The sequence below is a fragment of the Aeromonas sp. 159 genome (genome assembly GCF_963862045.1).
GTDB classification, from domain to species: Bacteria; Pseudomonadota; Gammaproteobacteria; order Enterobacterales; family Aeromonadaceae; genus Aeromonas; species Aeromonas veronii.
Map to the genome: position 1 here is coordinate 1 of NZ_CAWLMI010000040.1, position 22,038 is coordinate 22,038.

Sequence of the window (22,038 nt, forward strand, 5' to 3'; positions counted from 1 at the left end):
TCCGGCCCCCGCAACCAACTTTCTGAACGTTACCTTCCTGTATCGCCAATCATTGAACAATCCTTCTTGATGCTCGTCACCATCTGGTGATTGCTGCTATTTCTGACGCTTTTTCAAGACCAAAACTGGTCGTATCAACCATTTGTTGGGTATCATCAGGTATCTCTTCATGGATGAGGCACGCGCCTGTGATCACTCCCTTCACCTATCTTCCTCCTGCTATTGAAAGCCGGGATGCCACGCTGGCCGAAGCCCTTGCCCAAGGGCTGCCGTTGCAACTGCTGCTGATCGCCGAAGAGCAGAAGGAGTCTTTACTTTCGCTGCCCGCTCTTGCGGGTCTCCATACCCAGCTTGCGCTGGGGAAAAAAGCGCCCTTTACCCTGATGCACGGCAATACCCTGTTGCAGGTGATGTTTGTGGCCGGCAGTGTGACGCGGGATCACCGCCTCTATAAACAGATCAGAGGCTGGATTGCTCCTCTTTCTGGGCTCAATGTGGAGCGGCTCGGGCTGCATCTGGAAGGTTTTTCTCCCTCCGAGCGAGTGATGCTGGCCGAAGTGATGTTGTCAGCCCTGCTTGCCGCCAATATTTCGTTGCCCACCAGCAAGCGACGCAGTGAAAGCAGCTGGAGCTATCAGCAGATCAAGGTTTCACCCGCAGTGGTGCTGGACTTGGCACGCCTTTACAGCGAAGCGGGGGGCAACGGGCTGGCTCGCCATCTGGCGGTGTTGCCTGCCTCCGAGCTGACGGCCGCCAGCTATCGCGAGTTTGTCAGCAAGCTGGCGCAAGATGAGGGGTGGCAGTGCCATCACTATGATCAGGCGCAGCTGGCCGAGCTGGGGGCGGGGGCGTTTCTGGCCGTTGCTCGTGGTTCGGAAGACAATCAGGGGGCCATGGTCAAGCTCAGCTACTACCCGCCCAAACCGGTGCGCCGCATTGCACTGGTGGGCAAGGGAATTTGTCACGACTCCGGCGGTTACAACCTCAAGGTCTCCGGCAGCATGTATGGCATGCATCTGGACATGGGGGGCAGCGCGGTGGCGCTGGGGGCCCTCTACGCCATCAGCCGAGCTCAGCTACCCTACGAGGTACACTGCTGGCTGGCCATTGCCGAGAACCATATCGGCCCTCATGCATATCGTCCTGGCGAGGTGGTGACTGCCATCAATGGCACCTCCATCGAGGTGGTCGATACCGATGCCGAAGGGCGAATGGTACTGGCCGACACCCTGGCGATGGCGGTGCAGGATACTCCGGATCTGCTGCTCGATTACGCGACCCTGACCGGGGCCTGCAAACGGGCGCTGGGTAGCCGCTACAGCGGCGTCTTTACCAATCGCAGCGAATGGATGACATCGCTGGTCAATCTGGGTCAGCGCAGCGGCGAGCGGATCTGGCCCTTCCCGCTTGATGACGATTACGACGACAACATCGAGAGCGAGTGGGCCGATCTGTTGCAGTGTGCGCCGGGCAGTTCGCCGGATCACATCGATGCGGCCCGTTTCCTCGCCCACTTCGTGCCCGAGCAGACCCCCTGGCTGCACTTCGACCTTAGCGGTTTTCGCAACAAGGGGGGCAATGGGGTGGTCTCCAGCGAAGTGACAGGCTTTGGCGTGCGTCTCACGCTGGATCTGCTGGCCAGCCCGCTTGGCAGAGTTGGTCGCCAAACCTCTGAACAATCTGAATGATAACAAGGAGTTCTGTGAAACAACCAAGCTATGACTGGGTGCTGTTCGATTTGGATGAAACCCTGCTCGATTTTCCGGTCGCCTCCGCGCTGACGCACACCCTGCAGATCTATGGCGTACAGGCTGATGACGCCAGCATGGCGCAGTACCACGCCCTCAACCACGGGCTCTGGCAGCAGTACAACGACGGCGAGATCGATGCAACGGCGTTGCAGCAGACCCGCTTCTCCCTCTTTGCCCAGCAGGTCGCCGCCGATCCCATGGCGATGAACAACACCTTTCTGGAGCAGATCATTGCCCTTAGCATGCCTCTTGAAGGGGTGGTCGAGACTCTGCAGCAGCTGCGCAACAAGGTGCGGATGGGGATCATCACCAATGGTTTCAGCGTGCCCCAGCGGGGGCGGCTCGGCAAACTGGGCTGGAGCGAGTGGTTCGAGCCGCTGGTGATCTCCGACGAAATTCGGGTGACCAAGCCGGCGCCAGCTATTTTCCAGCACACCCTCTCCCTGATGGGGCAGCCGGATCCTGCGCGGGTGCTGATGGTGGGGGATAATCCGAAAACCGATATTGCCGGGGCGGCGGCGCAGGGGCTGGCAACCTGCTGGTACAACCCGGCGCGGCAAGCGGGCGAGTGCGATGCCACCCACGAAATCCACCACTTCGCCCACCTTGCCGACATTGTGCTGGGACGCTGATAGCTAGGTTTAACCATCACGTTATCGGTGACCAAAACGTCCTGGCAAGTTGCAACCAGAGCTGTTTGAGACAGGATTGGGTTTGCTTGAGACTGCAAGGGGAGCATATGCTCCCCTTACTTATGAGTGTTTTCCTGTGAATGCAGGGATCTGAACTGGTAGCGATCGAGGATCTGCTGATAGTCTGGACTCTGTTTCAATTGATCGATAGCCTGATTGATCCGCTGCAGTTGCGCTTCTGTGGTGCTCTCTTTGCTCAGCATCAGGTGAACCGGTGTCTGTTCGATATGCAGCAGAATATACAGCTTGTCCTGCACGCCATCCTTACCCTGCCACTCCTGCAGTCCGTGGGGGTCCAGAATAAACCCCTGGATCCGACCCCCTTGCAACATCTTCAGCAACTGATCCAGCCGCAGGCGCATCTGCAAACGGGGCTGCAGCTCGGGCCTTGCCATCAACTGGCGGAAGGTATTGCCGTAATCAAAGCCCTTGAGCACCCCGATATGGAAGTCAGGGGTGTTGATCAACTGCTCCAGGGTGGTGATCCCGCGCCAGCGTTCGGCATCTTGCCGACGGATGACGATGGCCGTCTCCTCTTCCCGATAGGGGTGGCTGAAGCGGGCATATTGCTGCCGCTCGGCGGTGATATTGGCTGACATGGCCAGTTGAACAGTGCCGAATTTCAGCTCGTGCAACACGCGAGCCCAGGGCATTTCACTGAATTTGGCCTGATAACCGGCCCGCAGGAAGATGGCGTTGAGCAGCTCCACATCCAGTCCGCGGAGCTGTTGCTGTTCATTGCGATAACTGAAGGGCTGCCAGTCGACCCAGCCCACGACCAATGACTCTTGTGCCGTAGCCTGGCAACACAAACACCATAACAACAAGAGTCTGTACACAACGCATACCCTCGAACAGGCTGATACGGTGAGTATTGGACAGGAACGACGGAGTAACCAGTGCTGAGGGTTGAGCGGATGCACAGATGTGCATCCCTCACAGTTCGTGGGCGTGGAATCCCTTGCGATAGCGGGCTTCGCAGCGCGGGCAGCGTTGCAGGGTCGGATCCTGTTCCAGCTGTTCGATGGAAAGCGGCTCTTCACAATCGGAGCAGAGGCCATAGAGGCCGAGATCCATCTGGCAGAGTGCCGCATCGATCCGCTTGAGGCGGGCCACGCTCTGCTCAACCTTCGGCAGATCCAGCCGGCTGGTCAGTTCCACCAGTTGATCCTGCTCGCAGTGACCGACCTGTTCGGCCCACTCGTCACGGCGGCAGGCTTTGAGCTGACCGATCAGCGTTTCTCGTACTTGGGCCCAGTCTGACAGCAGGCGATTACGCCAGACAGTCAACTGTGCTTGCGTCATTTCACACACATTATCCCCCACAGGACAGACGACAGATTCGGGGCAGTATAGGGATCCGATAACTCTATCAAGATGATATGCGTCAAGTTAAACGTGGTTAGCCGTGGCTTTTGGCTGCTTGCAGCAGGGCATCGCGGATGGGAGCCGTCTCTTTGAGCACCCGGATCTCCTGAAACAGCTGGTCCGCTTCGGGATATTCCCGCTTGAGATAGCTGAACCACTGTTTGATGCGGCTGGGGTAGTAGTCGGCTTTTTCGCTGGCCAGATCCTGCTCGGTATAGCTCACCATCAACTGCAGCACCTCGGCCCAGCTCATGTGCGGGCAGCCGGTTTTCATCACGTTGGCCAGATTGGGCAGGGAGATGGCGCCGCGCCCGACCATCAGGGCATCGCAACCCGAGAGCCTGGCGCAGGCGAGGGCATCTTTGTGATCCCAAATCTCGCCGTTGGCGGTGACGGGGATGGGCAGGGCGCGGCGAATGGCGTCCACATACTCCCAGTGAGCGGGGGCCTTGTACCCTTCGCGTTTGGTGCGGGCATGAACGGCCAGCTCGTTGGCGCCCCCCTGGAAGACCGCCTGGGCGTTCTCCAGATAGAGATCCTTGTCATCGTAACCGAGGCGAATTTTGGCGCTCACCGGCAGATGGGCGGGCACCGCCTCGCGCACCGCCTTGACGATGCGATAGATGGTCTCGGGCTCTTTGAGCAGCACCGCACCGCCCTTGCTCTTGTTGACCGTAGGGGCAGGACAGCCGAAGTTGAGATCGACTCCGGGGGAGCCCAGCTCGATGGCGCGCAGGGCGTTCTCGGCCAGCCACTCGGGGTGTTGCCCCAGCAGTTGTACCCGCACCGGGGTGCCTGCGCGGGTTTTGCCATCTTGCAGCAGTTCAGGGCAGAGGCGGTAGAACACCTTGGCGGGTAGCAGCTGATCGACGACCCGGATAAACTCGCTCACGCAGAGATCGTAATCGTTGACGGAGGTGAGTACCTCCCGCATCAGGTGATCCAGTACCCCCTGCATGGGGGCCAAAATAACGCGCATAACGGCTTTCCGACGAGAGTGGCAAGAAAAAAGAGCGCAGATTGTAGTGGGGTTGCGGCCCGCTGTCAGCACCCGCTCAAACTCTGTTAGGCTAGAGGGAGATAAATCACGCAAGGAGAAGGAATGAAGCGTTGGTGTCTGATGGCGCTCGGGTGGCTGGCATTTGCCACCGGTATTGTGGGCATTGTGCTGCCCCTGTTGCCGACTACCCCCTTCATGTTGCTGGCTGCCGCCCTGTTTGCCCGCTCGTCGCCCCGTTTTCATCGCTGGCTGTTGACCCATCCCTGGTTCGGTCCGCCCATCGTCGATTGGCAGCAGTATCGCGGCATTCGTCGTCAGGCCAGACGGCGCGCCATTATCTTCATTTTGCTCACCTTTTCGGTGTCGCTGGCGGTGGTGCCACTGCTGTGGGTCAAGGGGCTGCTGGTTGTCATAATGGTGATCCTGCTCACTTGGTTAATGCGTCTGCCAGTGCTGGAGCCAGTTGCAATGGCGAAGTGAAGTCCCTAAGCTATTGCAGCAATAATGCTATGGAGTCGGCCTGTCATTTTTGCGTGACAGGCTTTTTTATTTCCCGCAGAAGGGAATTGAGAAAAAATGGCCACCCCTGGGTCAAAAAAATAAGCGGTCAACACATGAATCCGGAAACCCTGAAATTTATCGAAGCAAGCATCAAGACCATTCCCGACTATCCGAAGCCGGGTATTCTGTTTCGTGACATTACCAGCCTGATCGAAAACGCCGAGGCCTTCAAGGCCACCATCGATCTGCTGGCCAATCATTATCGTGATCAAGGGATCACCAAGATTGTTGGCACCGAAGCTCGCGGCTTCATCTTTGGCGCGCCGGTTGCCTATGCCATGGGACTGGGCTTCGTGCCGGTCCGCAAGCCGGGCAAGCTGCCGCGCGAAGTGATCGAGGAGTCCTATGCCCTCGAGTACGGCACTGACACCCTGCAACTGCACACCGATGCCATCGTGCCCGGTGACAAGGTGCTGGTCGTGGACGATCTGCTGGCGACCGGCGGTACCGTCGATGCGACCGTCAAGCTGATCCGCCGCGCCGGTGGTGAAGTGGCCGATGCGGCCTTCATCATCTCCCTGCCGTCTCTGGGCGGCGATGCCCGTCTGACTGCCGCTGGCATCAAGGTGGTCTCACTGGTCGAGCTGGCCGGCGAGTAATGCCTCTTCGGCCCGATCTTCTGCATTGGGCCTGCATTGAACCGGTGCCCTTGCGGGCATCGGTTTGAAAATCAAGCGATCCCTCCCGCTCTGACCGATAGCCGATACAGCCAGCCCGCCATTTGTGTTAGCATCCGGCCTCAATGCCCTGTCTTCCCTGCATGATGGATTTATGAGCTATCAGGTTCTGGCGCGTAAATGGCGCCCCCATACGTTTGAACAAGTGGTAGGCCAGCAACATGTGCTGACCGCCTTGACCAACGCCCTGGATCAGGGACGGCTGCATCACGCCTATCTGCTGAGCGGTACCCGCGGGGTCGGCAAGACCACCATCGCCCGTATTCTGGCCAAGAGCCTCAACTGCGAGCAGGGGATCAGCAGCCACCCGTGCGGCGTCTGTGATACCTGCCGCGAGATCGATCAGGGCAACTTTGTCGACCTGCTGGAGATTGACGCGGCGTCCCGCACCAAGGTGGAAGATACCCGCGAGCTGCTCGACAACGTGCAGTACCGTCCGGCCCGCGGCCGCTTCAAGGTCTACCTCATCGATGAAGTGCACATGTTGTCGCGCCACAGCTTCAACGCGTTGCTGAAAACCCTGGAAGAGCCGCCCCCCTATGTGAAGTTTCTGCTGGCCACCACGGATCCGCAGAAGCTGCCCATTACTATTCTCTCGCGCTGCCTGCAGTTTCATCTGAAGAGTCTGGATCAGACCCAGATTGCCAAGCAGCTCGAATGGGTGCTGGATCAGGAGGGGCAGCCGTTTGAGCCGCGCGCCCTGCTGGCACTGGCCAAAGCCGCCGACGGCAGTATGCGCGATGCCCTGAGCCTGACCGATCAGGCGCTGGCCCACGGTAACGGCAGCGTGCGCCTCGACAGCGTGCTGGCGATGCTGGGCACGCTCGATCACCGCCATCTGCACCAGCTGCTGGAAGCCATTTTGCGGCAAGATGCCCCCGCGACCATGGCCAAGATCACTGAGATCGCCACCCTGGGCCCCGATTTTGATCAGCTCCACGCCGAGCTGGAAGGCTTGCTCCATCGCATCGCCATGGCGCAGCTGCTGCCTGCCAGTGTGCAGGAGCAGGGGGCGGATGCCGATTCCCTGCTGCAACTGGCCAAGGCGATGAGCCCGGAAGAGGTGCAGCTCTGCTACCAGATCGTGCTGGGTGGCCGTAAAGATCTGCCCTGGGCCCCCGATGGCCGCACCGCGCTGGAGATGACCTGCCTGCGGATGCTCGCCTTCTCGCCAAGGCGCGATGCCCTGCATCCGGCCAGCCTCACTGCGTTGCCCCCGTCAATGACGAGCAGTGCAACGCCGGTTGGCACCTTGCCGGGAAAGCGCCCGGCCGCTGAATCGGCCGTAGTGGCACCGATCAGCGGCGCCGTGCCTGCACCGCTAGTCAGCCCTGTTGCCAGCACGCCTGTTGCTACCAGTGCAGTGCCCGCTGTTGATGTCTCCCTGCCTGCGATGACGGATGACATCGGCAACCCCGCCGATAGCGAGGAGGAGGCGCAAGCCGCCGAGCTGTTCAGCCAGCAGGATGAGTTGCTGCGCGAGGCTGCGGGCATGGGGTATCAACCCGAGCCCGCGTTGACCCATGCGCAGCCCGATGTGTCTGCGCACTCAGCTGCACAGCCCGCAGATGCTGATGAACAAGCTTCTGCCGCAGCCTACGCGGACCATTCCCGTAGCGAGTCGCTGACCGCTCCCTTCAAGCCTGTACTCGAAGCGACAACCACGCCGGTTAGCGCACCTGAAGCTGTTTCAGCGGTATCGAGCATGCAGAGCCTGCTTGGCAAGCGAAACATGCTGCGCAGCCGCCAGCGTGGTCAGGATGCCCCGGCGGCGCCCGCGCCGCGCGCGGTGCCGGTTGCGCCAGCTCGTCCTGTCGCGGCCGCTGCTGCACCGGCCGTCACCCAACAACCTGCTCCGGTCAGCCAATCGGCCGGGCAGGGGATGGCGACGATGGGTCACTATGATGATCTGCCGCCAGTGGATCTCTATGGCGACGGTTACGAGCCGCAGGGTGACAACGGCGATTACGAAGAGTACCTCAATCAGGGCTTTGCCGGGCAGACTCCGGTGATGAGCCATGCCCCCGTCACGGCACCGGCCCAGCCAACCGATCTGCCCCCCTGGGATCTCGACGGACAGCCGAGCTATCGACCCGGCGAGCGCAGCGCTGCGGCGCCTGCGGTGACGCCCGCCCCTGCGACCCAGCCGCCCGTTGCCAGCACGGCAGTGGCTGCTGCCCTTGTGACGCAGGATGAGCCCGCTCAGCCAGTGATGGAGACCATCGACTGGGATGAGCTCGAGAGCGACAGCGAGCCGCAAGAGGGAGAGGCGACTCGCCTTATCCCCTCCTCGCTGCTTAATGGTTGCGGCGATGCTTGGGCCGAGTTGATCGCCCACACTCAGGTGGGAGGGCGGCTGCGCCAGCTGGCCATCAACTCGGTGATGACGCGGGAAGGGGACAAGGTACTGCTAACCCTCAAGCCCGAGCAGCGCCATCTGGTGAGCGACAAGGCGCGCGCCGATCTGGCCGAGATCATAGGGCCAGCGCTGGGGCAACCAGTGCAGGTCGAGGTGACGCTCGGCGTGGTGCCTGACAAGGAGACCCCGCTCGAGATCGAGCATCGCCTTTATCTCGGGGTGCGCGAGCAGGTGACCCGGGATCTGGAGCAGGATCCCAACGTACAGTTTTTAGTTCAGCGGTTTGGTGCCGTGCTCCATCACGAGAGCATCGAGCCCCTCAACCGCTAAATTCCGTGGCCGGGAGCTCGCTTCCGGTTGAAAAGCAGTTTGGCTGTCCCCATCTAGGACAGACAAGCCCACAGCCCGGCGCTGGATGCCGGATTTCAAGACGAGAGACGACATATGTTTGGTAAAGGTGGAATGGGGAACCTGATGAAACAGGCCCAACAGATGCAAGAGCGTATGCAGAAGGCGCAGGAGCAGCTGGCTCAGATGGAAGTGACCGGTGAAGCCGGTGCTGGCATGGTCAAGGTCACCATGACCGGTAGCCACAGCGTCCGTCGCATCGAGATCGACCCCTCCCTGATGGAAGATGACAAGGAGCTGCTGGAAGATCTGGTTGCTGCCGCTTGCAACGATGCCGTGCGTCGTGTGGAAGAGCAGAACAAGGCCAAGATGGGCGAACTGACCGGTGGCATGCAACTGCCGCCGGGTTTTAAAATGCCCTTCTAAGGCGACTCTCCCCGCGCATTCTTGCTCCCTTGTCGCTAGCCATTCGGGCCACGGCAAGGGAGACGGCCGAGAGACCCAAAGACGCAGCGTTATTGCTCAGGCGATACGTTGCGTTTTTTTATGGGCAGCCATGCTGGCGTGGACGGGCTCTAACTATCCCTTCTGCGGAGCGGTTGCTACAGTGCAGGCCGATTACGCCATGAAACGCAGTGCTTCGATTCGCCAAGGTGGCGCTATTTGTCGATACCCGCTATCGGATATCCCGGTTTGGCGTGGCCGGGCGGGAGCGGCATAATGGCGGCTTGCCGTATTGAGGAGATTGTATGAAATATATCGGAGCCCACGTCAGTGCGGCCGGCGGGGTGGAGAATACCATCGCCCGCGCCCAGGCCATCGGGGCCAACGCGTTTGCCCTCTTTACCAAGAATCAACGTCAGTGGCAGGCGGCCCCCTTGTCGGATGCCACCATCCGTGCCTTCAAGGCGGCTTGTGACAAGGCCGGTTTTCTGCCGGAGCAGATCCTGCCCCACGACAGCTACCTCATCAATCTGGGCCACCCGGATCCCGATGGTCTGGCCAAATCCCGCGATGCGTTTCTCGACGAGATGAAGCGCTGCGAGCAGCTGGGGCTCTGTTATCTGAACTTCCATCCCGGTAGCCATCTCAAGCAGATCCCAGAGGCGGCCAGCCTCAAGCTGGTGAGCGAGTCCATCAACTGGGCGCTGGAGCGCAGTGAAGGGGTGACGGCGGTGATCGAGAATACCGCCGGGCAGGGGACCAACCTCGGCTGGTCGTTCGAGCACCTCGCCACCATCATCGAGGGAGTGGAGGACAAGAGCCGTGTCGGGATCTGTTTCGATACTTGCCACGCCTTTGCCGCCGGCTACGATCTGCGCACCGCCGAGAGCTGCGCTGCCGTCTTTGCCGAGTTCGACCGCACGGTGGGTTTTCACTATCTCAAGGGGATGCATATCAACGGCGCCAAGTGTACCTTCGGTAGCCGGGTCGATCGCCACCACAGCTTGCGGGAGGGCAATCTGGGGGAGGCAGTATTCCACCACATCATGAATGACGATCGCTTCGATCGCATTCCGCTGATCCTCGAGACCATAGACGAGTCTATTTGGGGCGAGGAGATCAGCTGGTTGCGCAGTCTGGCGAAGTGATACTCAGAAGCGAATCAAAGAGAGGGAGCCGTGGCTCCCTCTCTGCTTTTTCCGTTATTGGCGAGCGGGCCTGCCAGCGGCGCTCCGAGCGGGCGTTACTCTGCGCGGCTCACTTCGGCATTGTTCACTTGAGCCCGGCAGAAGTGGATAAAGTGGCGCAGGGAGGTGGAGTGGTACTTCTGCTTGTGCCAGATAAGGGAGAGCTGGCGCGGGAAGCGGCGGGAGAGGGGCAGGGCGATCAGCCGCCCATCTGCCAGGCGATCCGAGGCTGCCAGCCGGGAGATAAAGGAGATGCCAAGCCCCTTCTCCACCGCCAGCATCACCGCCTCCAGGGTGTTGAGTTCAAGCCCAGGTTGCCAGCGGGGCAGCTCGGGCTGGATCTGCTGGATAAACTGCTCGCGGCTGCCCGATTGCGCTTCACGCAGCACCCAGGTCTCGCCCCCCAGTCGGGAGAGGGAGAGCTCTTTCTTGTTGGCAAGCGGGTGACCGGGTGGGGCCACCACCAGCATCTCGTCCTGCAGCCAGGGTTCGGCGAGCAGGTCGGGGTGGTGGTTCTCCCCCTCGATCAGTGCCATATCCAGCTCGAAGTTGGCCAGCGCATGGCAGAGCAGGTGAGTGTTGTTGATGGTCACCTTGGGGGGGAGCCCCAACTCCTGTTTGCTGCTGGCGAGCAGGGTGGGGAGCAGGTAGTTGCCGATGGTCTGGCTGGCACCAAGGCGAAGCTGGCCGCTGGGTTCGGCATCGGGGCTGAACAGGTTCTCGATATCCTGCATCCGGGTCAGCAGCTCTTCGGCGGCCGGTTGCAGCAGGCGTCCCTCGTTGTTGAGCTGCAATCTGGGGTGAATGCGGTCAAACAGCGGGGTGGAGAGCTGGCGCTCCAGCTCCTGCAGCGACTGGGAGACAGCCCCCTTGCTCAGGCAGAGCTCGTTGGCGGCAAGGCCAAGGTTTCCATAACGGGCAATGGTGGCGAACACTTTCAGCTGCTGCAGGGTCAGTTTCATCGTGTTTGGTTTTCCTGAATGATTGATTTAATTCATTTAGATATCGTAAACGATAAGGGACCATTATCCTATCGCCATAGTCATCAATAGAAAGGTGTCATCATGATCGCAAGAACCCGTAAATCACTGGCTGCCGCCCCAACCCCCATGGCGGGTCTGGCGCTGGGCATCGCCAGCCTTGGTTGGTGTTGGGAAAATGCCGGTCACTTCGATGGCCGGATGCAACTGCTGGGCGCTGCCATTGCGGCCGTGCTGCTGGTGATCCTGACCTTCAAGTTTCTGCTTCACCCCCGCCTGCTGTTGCAGGATCTCGCTCACCCCGTGGTGGGCAGTGTGGTTCCGACCTATGCCATGGGCACCATGGTGGTCTCCAAAGCGCTCGGTATGATTGCGCCGCAAGCGGGTGAGGCCCTCTGGCTGTTTGCCGTGGCGGTTCACCTGCTGTTCCTGGCCACCTTTATCTGGCATCGCGCCAAAGAGTTTGAAATCCACCACATGGTGCCGAGCTGGTTCGTGCCGCCGGTGGGGATCATCGTGGCTGACGTCGCCTTCCCGGGGGGGCAGTTTGCCCCGCTGGCCAACGGTCTGCTCTGGTTCGGGATCATCTGCTATGGCCTGATGCTGCCGCTGATGCTCTATCGCCTGATCTTCAGCCATGAAGTGCCGGATGCCGCCAAACCGACCATCGCCATTCTGGCGGCTCCTGCCAGCCTCTCTCTGGCCGGTTACCTGACTGTCAGTCAGGAGCCGTCACTGCTGCTGGTGGCCGTGCTGTTGGGGATCGCCATCCTGATGACCGGTATCATCTATCTGGCCTTCATCAAACTGCTGCGTCTGCCCTTCTCGCCGGGTTATGCCGCCTTCACCTTCCCGCTGGTGATCGGTGCTACCGCCCTGTTCAAAGTGGCCCATCTGGTTGAAGGGTTTGCGCAAGGGAGTCACTACGTCGAGCAGATCAGACTGCTGGCCCACTTCGAGCTTGGGGTGGCTACCGTGATCGTCGGGTATGTGGCACTGCGTTACCTGATGTTTTTTCTGCCGCAGCGTAATACCGAAATGAATAACGGCATGGCCCGCCAGGGTGCTCACCGTTAAATCTTGAAGAAGATGTGACATCGGGAAATGGATAAGCAGTGCGCTCCGAGAGCGACGGGATAAACGACCAGTCATACGATGGATGGACAAAGATCCTCCACCCTGGTTGTGTAACGAGCAAAATGCCCCGCAGTGCAGGGCATTTTTTTATGGTTTTTTGATGTGGCGCCCGTGGCGGGCTATTTGCCATGGATTTAACTGGTATTACCTGTCAGGACGACTACAATGCAGCACCACTTTTTCGCTCGACCCCAATACATGTCGTCCCAAGATCCCGTATTTGACTCCTCTTTTGAAGCCCGTTTTCTGCATCCCCGCTACTGGTTCAGCTGGCTGGCGCTCGGCGTGCTGATGTTGCTCGCCTTTGTGCCGGTGCGATTGCGCGACCGTTTGGCCGAAGCCTTGGCTCCGCTGGTGTTTCGTATCTCGAAAAAACAGATTTATATCGCCAGAACCAATCTGGAGATCTGCTTCCCGGATAAGAGCCCGGAAGAGCGGGATGCCATTGCACTGACCTCGATCCGGGTCGGCCTCAAGAGTCTGTTGGGATTTGGCGAGTTCACCATGCGCAGTCAGCGTTATCTGATGAGCCGGATGCAGGTGATCGGTTGGGAGCATATCGAGGCGGAGCGGACGGCCGGCCGTCCGGTGATCCTGGTAGTGCCCCATACCTGGCCGGTGGATGCCGCCGGTTACTGCTTCACCCAGCGCGGGGTGCCTATGTGCACCATGATGAAACGGGCGCGCAATCCGGTGTTTGATTGGCACCTCAACCGTGCACGAGCCAAGAACGGTTGCCGCGTCTATGAGCGCAGCGCCGGGATCAAGGCGGTGATCAGGACCATCAAGAGCGGTCGCAGCTTCTTCTATCTGCCGGATCAGGATCATGGCCGCGAGAAGAGCATCTTCGCCCCCTTCTTTGGCTATCCCAAAGCGACCCTGCCTGCCTTGCCCCGTCTGGTGCAGGTCAGTGGCGCCAAGGCGGTGCCGCTGCTCGCCTGCTATGACGAAGCGAACCACTGCTACCGACTGGAGATTGAGGCACCGTTCGACAACTATCCCACCGAGGATGTAATGACCGATACCTGTCGCATGAACGACATGGTGCAACAGCAGCTGATGCGCCATCCGGGCCAGTACATGTGGTTCCTCAAGATCTTCGATACCCGTGAAGATCAGGAGGGGCTGGATGGCCTCTACGAAGAGGGGATACGCCGGATCCGCAAGGGATTGTCGCCCCACGGCTGACCCTGAATTTTGATTGATTGAAATGGCCCCAGGTGGGCCATTTTTTATGATAACTAGTCTGATCAGTGCCTTGCAGGCTGATGGCCTGCCTCCCCAGGGTAGAAAAAAATGTCAGGATAACTACAATAACCGTTTGTTTTTGATGACTTGATGGCCGCCATGTCTGCGTTAGATCCGGTATTTGATACCTCATTTCATAGCCGCCTGCTGCATCCCAAATGGTGGGGCAGCTGGTGTGCGCTGGGCCTGCTTTCCCTGCTGGCATTTACCCCCGCGAGACTGAGGGATCGCTTTGCCGATCTGGTCTCTCCAACCCTGCTGCGTTTTTCGAAAAAGCAGGCCTATATCGCCGATACCAACCTCAAGATCTGCTTTCCCAAGCTCGATGCCGCTGCACGGCAGGCGCTGCTGCTCAAATCGATCCGGGTCGGGCTCAAGACCTTTATGGGCTTTGGCGAGCTCAGCTGGCGCAGCAAGGCGCGGCTGACCCGCCGCATCAAGGTCACCGGCTGGGAGCATGTGCAAGCGGAGCAAGCCGCGGGCCGCCCGGTGATCCTGGTGGTGCCTCACACCTGGGCGGTCGACATGATTGGCCGCTACTTCTCCATGATGGGCATTGAGATGTGCACCATGATGAAGAGCCCGAAAGATCAGGTGTTCGACTGGTACATCAACCGCGAGCGGGCCAAAGGAGGCAAGGTGTACGAGCGCAGCGCCGGGATCAAGCCGGCGATCAAGTCGATCCGCGCCGGTGCCAGTTTTTTTTACCTGCCAGATCAGGATCACGGCCGCGAGGCGAGCGTGTTTGTTCCCTTTTTTGGTCGCCCCAAGGCAACCCTACCCGCGCTGCCCAAGCTGGTGAAGCTGACTGGCGCCAGGGCCGTGCCCATCTTCGCCAGCTATGACGAGGATGAGGGATGCTATCTGCTGGAGATCGAGCCGCCGTTTGACCCTTATCCCACCGCCGATCTGCTGGCAGACGTCAACGCCATGAACCGGGTGGTGGAGATGCAGGTGGCGCGCCATCCCGAGCAGTACATGTGGTTTCTCAAGATCTTCGAAACCCTGGAGCATCAGGAGGGGGATGACGGCCTCTATGAAGCGGGGATCCAGCGTATTCGTCAGGGCTTGCCGCCCGAACCTTGAAAATTGGCCCGCTTGCGGGCCATTTTTGTTGGCACAGGCGCCTTTCGTATTAGGCCTGCTGCTGGTGGTTTTTAAGGCGAACAGGTGGACAAAAACAGCGCAAACAGGGGATAACAGGGTGTCTTATGAAAGGGAGAGGCAGGTGAGCGTGCGCGGAGCTATCTTCGAGAGCGGAAATAGGGTAAAAGGGCGGCCATGAAAATTCCAAATCGAATCCAACCTCTGGTTGATGACGGCCTGGTCGATGAGGTCGTCAGCCGGTTGATGAGCGGCAAAGAGGCCGACGTCTATGTGGTGCGCTGCGGCGACGAGATCCGCTGCGCCAAAGTCTATAAAGAGGCGTCCAAGCGCAGCTTCAAGCAGGCGGTGGTCTATCAGGAGGGGCGCAAGGTGCGCAACAGCCGTAGCGCCCGTGCCATGGAGAAGGGCTCCAAGTACGGCCGCAAGCAGCATGAAGAGGTGTGGCAGAACACCGAGGTCGATGCCCTGTTCAAGCTGGCGGCGGCCGGCGTGCGGGTGCCGCAGCCCTATGTCTGCCTCGATGGTGTCCTCTTGATGGAACTTATCACCGATGAGGATGGCAATGTCGCGCCGCGCCTCAACGATGTGGCACTCACCCCTGAGCAAGCGGTCATCGATCACCACAAGGTGATCCGCTATGTGGTGCGGATGCTCTGTGCCGGTCTTATCCACGGCGATCTCTCCGAGTTCAATGTGCTGGTGGATGAACAGGGCCCCGTCATTATCGACCTGCCCCAGGTGGTGGATGCCGCCGCCAACAACCAGGCCAAGGCGATGCTGGAGCGGGACGTCAACAATATGCGCAACTACTACGGCATGTATGCCCCCGAGCTGCTCAAGACCCGTTATGCCCAGGAGATGTGGGCGCTGTTTGAAGATGGCAAACTCACCCCCGATAGCGAGCTGACCGGTCACTTTGAAGAGAGCCGCGCCGCCATCGATCTCGATTCGGTGCTGCAGGAGATTGAGAGCGCCGAGGAGGAGGCCTATGCCCGTCAGGCCCGGATGAAGGCGGAGCAGGAAGACAGCTACTAACGGTCTTGCCACGTTCGCAAAAAGAGCGCCTTCGGGGCGCTCTTTTTATTACTGCTGCGGCTATGGTCGGCTGGGGCTGGGGGCTAGCTGATACATCTCCAGCCAGCGGTGAACCCCCGGGTGGAAGCGCCGCCCCAGCAACACGCCCCCGGCGGCCGTAATGACCTTGCGGGAAGCCAGATTGTCTTGGTCACAGCTGATCAGCACCGGCGCTGCCAGCACCTGTTGTTGCACCCAGCGCAGCAGCACGGTCGCGGCCCCTTCGCCACGGCGACAGGGGCGGGTTTCGTAACCGATATGACCCAGCCACTGGCGGGTTGCCTCATTGTTGCCGTGACGAAGACGCAGGGTGGCGATGATCTCCTCGCCATCGAGGGCAAAATAGGTGGTAGTCGGCAGGTATCCACTGGGCAAGTTGCGCCCTTCTGCGTGATCCAGCAGGCTCTGTAGCCAGCCGTCCGGGTCAAATTGCGCCACCTGATAGAGCGGCTGTCCGTCCTCGGCGCATTCGGTGACATAGCGACGGTAAGCCGGGGCATCTGCCAGTCTGGCCGGTCGGCATTGCAGAGCGAGCACTGCGCTCATGACAGGAGCGCGCAGGGCGGCAGCGGTTGCGGCTCGTTGTGGTGGAGCTCCTGTACGCAGGCCCGTTGCCTCCCAGCCTGTTTGGCGGCGTAAAGGGCCCGATCCGCGCGCAGGTAGGCCGCTTCAAACCCCTCGTCAGGGTGCAGCGAGGTGAGGCCGATGCTGAGGCTGATGGGGCCACCGGCCAGCTCCCGGGTCGCCTCGGCGATCTGCTGTTGCAGGCTGTGGCAGTAGTCGGGCAGGGTCTGCTGGTCCGCCATCAGCAGCAGGGCCAGCTCATCGCCGCCAAGCCGACCGGCCATGCCCTCAGAAGGCAGGGTATTGGTGATCACCCGACCCACGGCCCGCAGCATGGCATCACCGGCGGGGTGGCCGTGGCGGTCGTTGATCTGCTTGAAGTTGTCCAGATCGATCAGCAGCAGCTGGCTAGGGCTAGCCATCTCGCGGGTACGCAGGGCAACCTGGCGTTCGAAATAGTGGCGGCTGAACAGGCCGGTCAGCTCATCCTGATTGGCGCGCCGCTCCAGCTTGCGCTGGGTGGCCAGCAAGGTTTGCTGCTGGCGAGTGTGGACCAGGCTCAGCAGCAGATAACTGCGGGCGATGGTAAAGAGCAGGCTGAGCAGGATCACAGGCCCGAGGAGCGGGTCGGTGAAGGAGTTGGCCGCCTGCTCCGGCTGCCAGAGGTGTTTGGCGATCCGCAGTAGTTGCAACAGCAGTTGCAGGCCGAGCAGCAGAATGGCAAAGCGCAGCACCCGATAGACGGGGGCCAGACGCTGGTAGCGCCAGAGCTGCCAGATAAGCAGTGCAATCTGCAGCGAGAGCACGCCGGAGAGCACGATGATCCGGCTATGCACATCAAAGAGGGGTTGCTGCAGGGCGGTCAGGGCAAACAAAACGAAACCACCGAGGGTAACGGCGGGCAGCAGCCAGCCCAGTTGATCGGCTTCACGGCGAAAGAAGTGGCGCATACCCCGTTCATAGAACAGGGTGGTCGACATCAACAGCAGGTTGGTGCAGAGAATATTGGCAAGGGATGCATTTCCCTCAAGGGGGCGCAGCAGCAGGCAGCAAAAAGCCCCCGCGATAACCAGTTCCCCCGCTGACCAGTAGATCAATGCCCTGATCTGGCGATGGGTGTGCCACATGGCGGCGAAAATGGTGGCGACCCCCACATGTGACAGCGTGACGAACAGCACCAGACTCAACAACTGGGCCGAGGAAAACAGACTTGGCATCAAGGGGCTCTCTGGGAAGTCACCTGTGAACGAACAGGCGATGGGGTATCGCCCGCTGGCAGTCGCCGATCACAACATGAATCCAGCCTATTATCAATTGGTTAAATGGCCGAATGTGCTCACCTCCGACTTCTTGCACGATGGTGACTGCTGACTCGATTTATCAGAGCGCAAGGGGGCATTTTATTGTCTTGTCAGTCAATTGTGTTGCGTGAACGGTGGTTGTGCTGGCAGCGGGCTGGTCGGGTAGCAGCCTGCTCGCCTCCTCACAGGTAAACACCGGAGGATGGTCAAAGCACTGGTAGGGGATAGCCAGCTGATCCAGCAGGGAATAGATTGCCACAAAGACTCCTTTCGTCGGCGAAGAGTGGTCAGAACGGGATGGGCGGGAATAACGTCCGGATCGAGCTTACCAGTTTGACTCCCGCCTCGCAGCCAGCGTGACGATTGCGAGCAGGCACTGTATGAACGTACAATAGTCCCATTCTCGGACAGCCCCTTTACGCTTCATGACTGCAACCCAGCCCACCGTATCCGCCACTCCGCCCCTCGACGGTTTTATCCTGACCCGCCATGGTCGGGACGTGCGCGGTCGCAACGGGCTGCCTGCAACCACCGAAATCGTGATGTGGCTCTGGAGCGCGCAGGGGCCGGTACGGGTGGTGGTGCCGGGGCAGGAGCCGGTGTTCTTCCTGCCGCAGAGCCATATGGCAGAAGCCGCCGAGCTGTTTAAAGGGGCCGGGGTGAGCGGGCGGTTTCGCCGCCTGCCGATGCACACCTTCGACGGTCGCCCTGTGGTGGGCTGCTATTTCGCCACCCTGAGCGCCTTTCACCGCGCCATCGAGCTGTTGCTCATTCGCGGACTGGAGCACTTCGAGGCGGATATCCGGCTGCCGGAGCGGTTTCTGATGGAGCGTTTCATCACCGCTGGCGTGCGCTTCGATGGCCGGGCGGTAAAAAAGGGGGGCAAGCAGGGCTACTGGGAGGTGAACGAGGCGCGCTGCGCGCCGCAGGCGGTGACGCCAACCCTCTCCTGGGTGTCGCTGGATGTGGAGTGCGCCATGGACGGGGCCCTCTTCTCGGTCGGTCTTTACAGCGAGCAAGATGCGCGGGTCATCATGATCGGCACCCCGGAGGCGGATGCCGAGAGCTGGGGCACCCAGGTCCAGTGGGTAGAGGACGAGAGCACCCTGCTGAGTGCGCTGGAGAGCTGGTTCAGTCTGCATGACCCCGACTTGGTGATTGGCTGGAACGTGGTTAATTTTGACTTTCGTCTGCTGCTGCGCCGCGCCGAACTTAACAAGCGGCGACTGCGGCTTGGGCGGGGGCGCGAGCTCTGCTTCTGGCGCTCGTCACGGGGCGATCCCCAAACCGGCAACGTCATTATCCCTGGGCGCATGGTGCTCGATGGCATCGATACCCTGAAAAGCGCCACCTGGCAGTTTGCCAGCTACAGCCTGGATGCGGTGGCGAGCGAACTGCTTGGCCGTGGCAAGGATATCGAGGATGTGGCCAATCGGGGGGAGAAGATCACCGAGCTGTTCCACTCCGACAAGGAGGCGCTGGCCCGCTACAACCTGGAAGATTGCAAGCTGGTGTGGGAGATCTTCGACTACTGCCACCTCATCTCTTTTGCCATTGAACGCGCCTCCCTCACCGGCCTTGAGCTGGACAGGGTGGGGGGCTCGGTGGCGGCCTTTACCAATCTCTATCTGCCGCGGCTCCATCGTGGCGGCTACGTGGCCCCCAATCTGCCGGCCGACGGGGGGCTCGCAAGCCCCGGCGGTTATGTGATGGACTCCAAACCCGGTCTCTATCGCCACGTGCTGGTGCTCGATTTCAAGAGCCTCTACCCCAGCATCATCCGCACCTTCTGCATCGACCCCATGGGGCTCATCGAAGGGCTGCAGCATCCCGAGCACGCCATTCCGGGCTTTCGCGGCGCCATGTTCTCCCGCGAGCGGCACTTCTTGCCGGATCTCATCGCTACCTTGTGGGCGGCGCGGGATCGGGCCAAGGCCGCCAGCAACAAGGCGCTCTCCCAGGCCATCAAGATCATCATGAACTCCTTCTACGGCGTGCTGGGGTCGGGGGGCTGCCGTTTCTATGATCCGCGCCTAGCCTCATCCATCACCCTGCGTGGCCACAGCATCATGCAGCAGACCCGCGAGTGGATTGAGACGAAGGGGTTCGAGGTGATCTATGGCGACACCGACTCCACCTTTGTTCATCTGGGGCGCGAGACCAGCCCCGATGAGGCGGACGAGATCGGCCAGCGACTGGCTCAAATGATCAACGATAACTGGGCTGCACTGATCAGGCGCGAGTTCGACCTGCCGAGTTATCTCGAGATCCAGTACGAGACCCACTATCGCCGCTTTCTGATGCCCACCATCCGCGGGCTGGAGAAGGGCAGCAAGAAGCGCTATGCGGGGCTGGTTGGCAAGGCCAGCGAGGGGTGTGAACAGCTGGTGTTCAAGGGGCTCGAATCGGTGCGCACCGACTGGACCATGCTGGCCAAGCAGTTCCAGACCCGCCTCTATGAGCTGGTGTTTCACGATGAAGATCCCAGCGGCTATGTGCGCACCATGGTGGATGAGACTCGTGCCGGTCGTCACGACGATCTGCTTATCTATCGCAAACGGCTGCGCCAGAAGCTCGAGGAGTATCAGAAGAATGTGCCGCCCCATGTGCGGGCAGCGCGGCTGGCCGATGAGGAGAACCTGCGCCGCGGTCTGCCCCAGCGCTATCAGCATCGGGGCTCTATTGCCTATCTGATGACCCTCAATGGCCCAGAACCGCTGGAATACCGGCGCAGTGCCATCGATTACGAACACTATATCGACAAGCAGTTGCGGCCCATTGCCGACGCCATCCTGCCCTTTATCGGCGAGTCGTTCGACCGGATCTGTGGTCAGCAGCTGGATCTTTTCTGATTGGTGCAAGTTGGCACTTTACTTCCCATGAATACTGGATAAAAATACAGTTATAAATCATGGAGAAGTTTCCTATGCGTCTTGAAATCATCATCGACAGAAAACATCAGATCCCGACCTCGACCATGGAGGCGCTGCGTCAGGAGCTGCTCAAGCAGCTTGGCGAAAAATTCCCCGACATCCATGTGCGGGTCGCGCCGGGCAGCGCCATGGCCCTGACCGTCAGCCGTGCCAGCAAGGAAGACAAAGAGCTGGCCGAAGCCATGGTGCAGGAGGTGTGGGAGAACGCCGAGAGCTGGATGCCGGAAGAGAACGTCGCCTCCTGATCCCCATGGTCAGTGGATAATTCTGGGCGGTGGATAAATGGGTAGCTGAAAAACGGGCATGCCCGCTAACGATTCGCAGAGCCCCGGACAACAAAAAACGCAGCCAAGTGGCTGCGTTTTTTGTGGGTGGTGAGAGGTTCGCGGTGGTTTGTCTGGCTCTGGGTTAAGCCAGGCCCGTTACAACCCCGCCCAGCTTTTCAGGCTCTGCTGTTGCACCCGGCGATTGGCTTCGCGGATCTCCCCTTTAGCGCGCAGATCGGCCAGTGCTATAGGCAGTGCGGCGCGGATCTCGTCACTGCTCATTCCGGTTTTGAGGGCCGGGTGATAGGCCATCTTGAGCAGCACATAGTCCAGCCCGGTCAAAAAGCTGTCGATGCTGTTGTCATTGAAGATGGAGGGAAAAACCTTGTCCGAGTCGTTGGGCAGCCCCATCACCTGGGTGAACTCCTCCACCACGCAGTCGAGAAAGCGCCCCTTGGCCCGGCTGTAATCTACCGGAATGATGATGGTGGCACGGCTGATCTCGTGTTTCGCATTGGTTGCGAAGTTGGCAAGGCAGAGCCCCTCCTTGAGTGCCATCTTGACCGATGGATCCCCCCCCATGGTGCGGTTGGCCCAGCTCTTCATCTTGCTGTAGTCGGTCATGATCAGGGTGAGGTTGGGCTTTGCGGCCACCATGCTGATGGGGTGGCCGGTGATGCGGGCCAGATGGACCGCCTGTACCTTCACCACGTCGGCCTGCAGCGGCTTGTCACCCGACTCGTTGATAAGTTGCAGCCGGATCGGCTGCTGCCAGCGGGCAAAACGGGTCTGCCTGGCTTCGCCATACTCCCGCTCCATGGCGATGGCCATAAAGCTCTCGGTGAGATAGCTGTCGCTCTGCCAGCGCTCATCGGCACGCGCGCTGTGGCCCGCGAGCAGAATCAGCAGGGCCAGCAGCCCGCGTGACGTGACGCGGGGATAGTCAGCGCGGCCCAAGTTGGCCATTACCAAAGTGGCAATAAAGCGGGTGGCACCAAAGGGGATGGCGGCAAATGACATGTTTCCTCCCTGAAACGGTTG

Annotated in this window: 20 protein-coding genes and 1 pseudogene; 13 read left to right on the forward strand and 8 right to left on the reverse strand. The window is 60.2% G+C overall.

Annotated elements, in window-relative coordinates:
• Window positions 1–188: 188 nt before the first annotated feature.
• Window positions 189–1,688: a M17 family metallopeptidase gene (locus AACR14_RS08245; protein ID WP_019445804.1), complete on the forward strand. Its 1,500-nt coding sequence runs from the start codon at window positions 189–191 to the stop codon at window positions 1,686–1,688.
• A 14-nt stretch (window positions 1,689–1,702) separates the two neighbouring features.
• Window positions 1,703–2,383 (forward strand): pyrimidine 5'-nucleotidase, encoded by a 681-nt coding sequence (yjjG, locus tag AACR14_RS08250; RefSeq protein ID WP_019445805.1) that lies wholly within the window; start codon window positions 1,703–1,705, stop codon window positions 2,381–2,383.
• A gap of 116 nt (window positions 2,384–2,499) precedes the next feature.
• Here the strand turns inward: yjjG and AACR14_RS08255 are convergent, their stop codons facing one another.
• From AACR14_RS08255 to dusC, 3 genes are all read right to left on the reverse strand, one after another.
• Window positions 2,500–3,219, reverse strand: a complete 720-nt coding sequence (locus AACR14_RS08255) for a substrate-binding periplasmic protein (RefSeq protein ID WP_019445806.1) — start codon at window positions 3,217–3,219, stop codon at window positions 2,500–2,502.
• A 160-nt stretch (window positions 3,220–3,379) separates the two neighbouring features.
• Entirely contained in the window at window positions 3,380–3,748 is a 369-nt protein-coding gene (locus tag AACR14_RS08260; protein WP_019445807.1) for a TraR/DksA family transcriptional regulator, read from the reverse strand.
• A 97-nt stretch (window positions 3,749–3,845) separates the two neighbouring features.
• Window positions 3,846–4,790: a tRNA dihydrouridine(16) synthase DusC gene (gene dusC, locus AACR14_RS08265; protein WP_019445808.1), complete on the reverse strand. Its 945-nt coding sequence runs from the start codon at window positions 4,788–4,790 to the stop codon at window positions 3,846–3,848.
• Between the two features lie 123 nt (window positions 4,791–4,913).
• Here dusC and AACR14_RS08270 point away from each other — a divergent pair, with 123 nt between their 5' ends.
• The 5 genes from AACR14_RS08270 (at window position 4,914) to nfo (ending at window position 10,348) form a co-directional block, all read left to right on the forward strand.
• Window positions 4,914–5,291 carry a YbaN family protein gene (locus AACR14_RS08270; protein WP_019445809.1) on the forward strand — a complete coding sequence of 126 codons (378 nt, stop codon included), beginning with the start codon at window positions 4,914–4,916 and terminating at the stop codon, window positions 5,289–5,291.
• 134 nt (window positions 5,292–5,425) lie between these two features.
• On the forward strand, window positions 5,426–5,971 hold the full coding sequence (gene apt / locus AACR14_RS08275; protein WP_005352403.1) for an adenine phosphoribosyltransferase: 546 nt from the start codon (window positions 5,426–5,428) through the stop codon (window positions 5,969–5,971).
• A gap of 172 nt (window positions 5,972–6,143) precedes the next feature.
• The gene (gene dnaX, locus AACR14_RS08280) at window positions 6,144–8,738 is read left to right on the forward strand and encodes a DNA polymerase III subunit gamma/tau (protein WP_019445810.1); all 2,595 of its coding nucleotides are present in this window, start codon (window positions 6,144–6,146) and stop codon (window positions 8,736–8,738) included.
• 114 nt (window positions 8,739–8,852) lie between these two features.
• Complete coding sequence (locus tag AACR14_RS08285; protein ID WP_005333445.1) at window positions 8,853–9,182, forward strand: YbaB/EbfC family nucleoid-associated protein; 330 nt, start codon at window positions 8,853–8,855, stop codon at window positions 9,180–9,182.
• Window positions 9,183–9,505: 323 nt separating this feature from the next.
• Entirely contained in the window at window positions 9,506–10,348 is an 843-nt protein-coding gene (gene nfo / locus AACR14_RS08290) for a deoxyribonuclease IV (RefSeq protein ID WP_005333444.1), read from the forward strand.
• 95 nt (window positions 10,349–10,443) lie between these two features.
• Here nfo and AACR14_RS08295 read toward each other — a convergent pair whose 3' ends face one another.
• Window positions 10,444–11,349 carry a LysR substrate-binding domain-containing protein gene (locus AACR14_RS08295; protein ID WP_019445811.1) on the reverse strand — a complete coding sequence of 302 codons (906 nt, stop codon included), beginning with the start codon at window positions 11,347–11,349 and terminating at the stop codon, window positions 10,444–10,446.
• A 102-nt stretch (window positions 11,350–11,451) separates the two neighbouring features.
• Here AACR14_RS08295 and AACR14_RS08300 point away from each other — a divergent pair, with 102 nt between their 5' ends.
• The 4 genes from AACR14_RS08300 (at window position 11,452) to AACR14_RS08315 (ending at window position 15,894) form a co-directional block, all read left to right on the forward strand.
• Window positions 11,452–12,444 (forward strand): TDT family transporter, encoded by a 993-nt coding sequence (locus AACR14_RS08300; protein WP_005352390.1) that lies wholly within the window; start codon window positions 11,452–11,454, stop codon window positions 12,442–12,444.
• A 258-nt stretch (window positions 12,445–12,702) separates the two neighbouring features.
• Complete coding sequence (lpxM, locus tag AACR14_RS08305) at window positions 12,703–13,692, forward strand: lauroyl-Kdo(2)-lipid IV(A) myristoyltransferase (protein ID WP_026034980.1); 990 nt, start codon at window positions 12,703–12,705, stop codon at window positions 13,690–13,692.
• A 150-nt stretch (window positions 13,693–13,842) separates the two neighbouring features.
• On the forward strand, window positions 13,843–14,838 hold the full coding sequence (locus tag AACR14_RS08310; RefSeq protein WP_019445813.1) for an LpxL/LpxP family acyltransferase: 996 nt from the start codon (window positions 13,843–13,845) through the stop codon (window positions 14,836–14,838).
• Between the two features lie 195 nt (window positions 14,839–15,033).
• Window positions 15,034–15,894, forward strand: a complete 861-nt coding sequence (locus AACR14_RS08315) for a PA4780 family RIO1-like protein kinase (RefSeq protein WP_019445814.1) — start codon at window positions 15,034–15,036, stop codon at window positions 15,892–15,894.
• A gap of 60 nt (window positions 15,895–15,954) precedes the next feature.
• On the opposite strand, the gene AACR14_RS08320 is transcribed toward AACR14_RS08315, so the two are convergent.
• The 3 genes and pseudogenes from AACR14_RS08320 to AACR14_RS08330 form a co-directional block, all read right to left on the reverse strand.
• Window positions 15,955–16,479, reverse strand: a complete 525-nt coding sequence (locus AACR14_RS08320; RefSeq protein ID WP_019445815.1) for a GNAT family N-acetyltransferase — start codon at window positions 16,477–16,479, stop codon at window positions 15,955–15,957.
• Window positions 16,476–17,714, reverse strand: coding sequence for a GGDEF domain-containing protein (locus AACR14_RS08325; protein WP_019445816.1), 1,239 nt, complete (start codon window positions 17,712–17,714; stop codon window positions 16,476–16,478). Before AACR14_RS08325 ends, AACR14_RS08320 begins: the two co-directional genes overlap by 4 nt.
• Window positions 17,715–17,937: 223 nt before the next feature.
• Window positions 17,938–18,057: pseudogene (locus AACR14_RS08330) on the reverse strand (prolyl-tRNA synthetase associated domain-containing protein); the annotation flags it as partial.
• A 166-nt stretch (window positions 18,058–18,223) separates the two neighbouring features.
• Here AACR14_RS08330 and AACR14_RS08335 point away from each other — a divergent pair.
• Both AACR14_RS08335 and AACR14_RS08340 read left to right on the forward strand, forming a co-directional pair.
• Window positions 18,224–20,650, forward strand: coding sequence for a DNA polymerase II (locus AACR14_RS08335; protein WP_019445819.1), 2,427 nt, complete (start codon window positions 18,224–18,226; stop codon window positions 20,648–20,650).
• A gap of 74 nt (window positions 20,651–20,724) precedes the next feature.
• Complete coding sequence (locus tag AACR14_RS08340) at window positions 20,725–20,976, forward strand: DinI family protein (RefSeq protein WP_005333426.1); 252 nt, start codon at window positions 20,725–20,727, stop codon at window positions 20,974–20,976.
• 177 nt (window positions 20,977–21,153) lie between these two features.
• Here the strand turns inward: AACR14_RS08340 and AACR14_RS08345 are convergent, their stop codons facing one another.
• Complete coding sequence (locus AACR14_RS08345; protein ID WP_019445820.1) at window positions 21,154–22,017, reverse strand: DUF2927 domain-containing protein; 864 nt, start codon at window positions 22,015–22,017, stop codon at window positions 21,154–21,156.
• Window positions 22,018–22,038 lie beyond the last annotated feature (21 nt).

Bases quoted from the DNA above. Each gene is read 5' to 3' on its own strand.
- apt (WP_005352403.1), top strand. From the start codon at position 5,426: ATGAATCCGGAAACCCTGAAATTTATCGAAGCAAGCATCAAGACCATT.
- AACR14_RS08315 (WP_019445814.1), top strand. From the start codon at position 15,034: ATGAAAATTCCAAATCGAATCCAACCTCTGGTTGATGACGGCCTGGTC.
- AACR14_RS08270 (WP_019445809.1), top strand. From the start codon at position 4,914: ATGAAGCGTTGGTGTCTGATGGCGCTCGGGTGGCTGGCATTTGCCACC.
- AACR14_RS08340 (WP_005333426.1), top strand. From the start codon at position 20,725: ATGCGTCTTGAAATCATCATCGACAGAAAACATCAGATCCCGACCTCG.
- AACR14_RS08335 (WP_019445819.1), top strand. From the start codon at position 18,224: ATGACTGCAACCCAGCCCACCGTATCCGCCACTCCGCCCCTCGACGGT.
- AACR14_RS08325 (WP_019445816.1), bottom strand. From the start codon at position 17,714: ATGCCAAGTCTGTTTTCCTCGGCCCAGTTGTTGAGTCTGGTGCTGTTC.
- nfo (WP_005333444.1), top strand. From the start codon at position 9,506: ATGAAATATATCGGAGCCCACGTCAGTGCGGCCGGCGGGGTGGAGAAT.
- AACR14_RS08295 (WP_019445811.1), bottom strand. From the start codon at position 11,349: ATGAAACTGACCCTGCAGCAGCTGAAAGTGTTCGCCACCATTGCCCGT.
- dusC (WP_019445808.1), bottom strand. From the start codon at position 4,790: ATGCGCGTTATTTTGGCCCCCATGCAGGGGGTACTGGATCACCTGATG.
- AACR14_RS08310 (WP_019445813.1), top strand. From the start codon at position 13,843: ATGGCCGCCATGTCTGCGTTAGATCCGGTATTTGATACCTCATTTCAT.
- AACR14_RS08320 (WP_019445815.1), bottom strand. From the start codon at position 16,479: ATGAGCGCAGTGCTCGCTCTGCAATGCCGACCGGCCAGACTGGCAGAT.
- AACR14_RS08345 (WP_019445820.1), bottom strand. From the start codon at position 22,017: ATGTCATTTGCCGCCATCCCCTTTGGTGCCACCCGCTTTATTGCCACT.
- AACR14_RS08285 (WP_005333445.1), top strand. From the start codon at position 8,853: ATGTTTGGTAAAGGTGGAATGGGGAACCTGATGAAACAGGCCCAACAG.
- dnaX (WP_019445810.1), top strand. From the start codon at position 6,144: ATGAGCTATCAGGTTCTGGCGCGTAAATGGCGCCCCCATACGTTTGAA.
- AACR14_RS08300 (WP_005352390.1), top strand. From the start codon at position 11,452: ATGATCGCAAGAACCCGTAAATCACTGGCTGCCGCCCCAACCCCCATG.
- AACR14_RS08260 (WP_019445807.1), bottom strand. From the start codon at position 3,748: ATGACGCAAGCACAGTTGACTGTCTGGCGTAATCGCCTGCTGTCAGAC.
- lpxM (WP_026034980.1), top strand. From the start codon at position 12,703: ATGTCGTCCCAAGATCCCGTATTTGACTCCTCTTTTGAAGCCCGTTTT.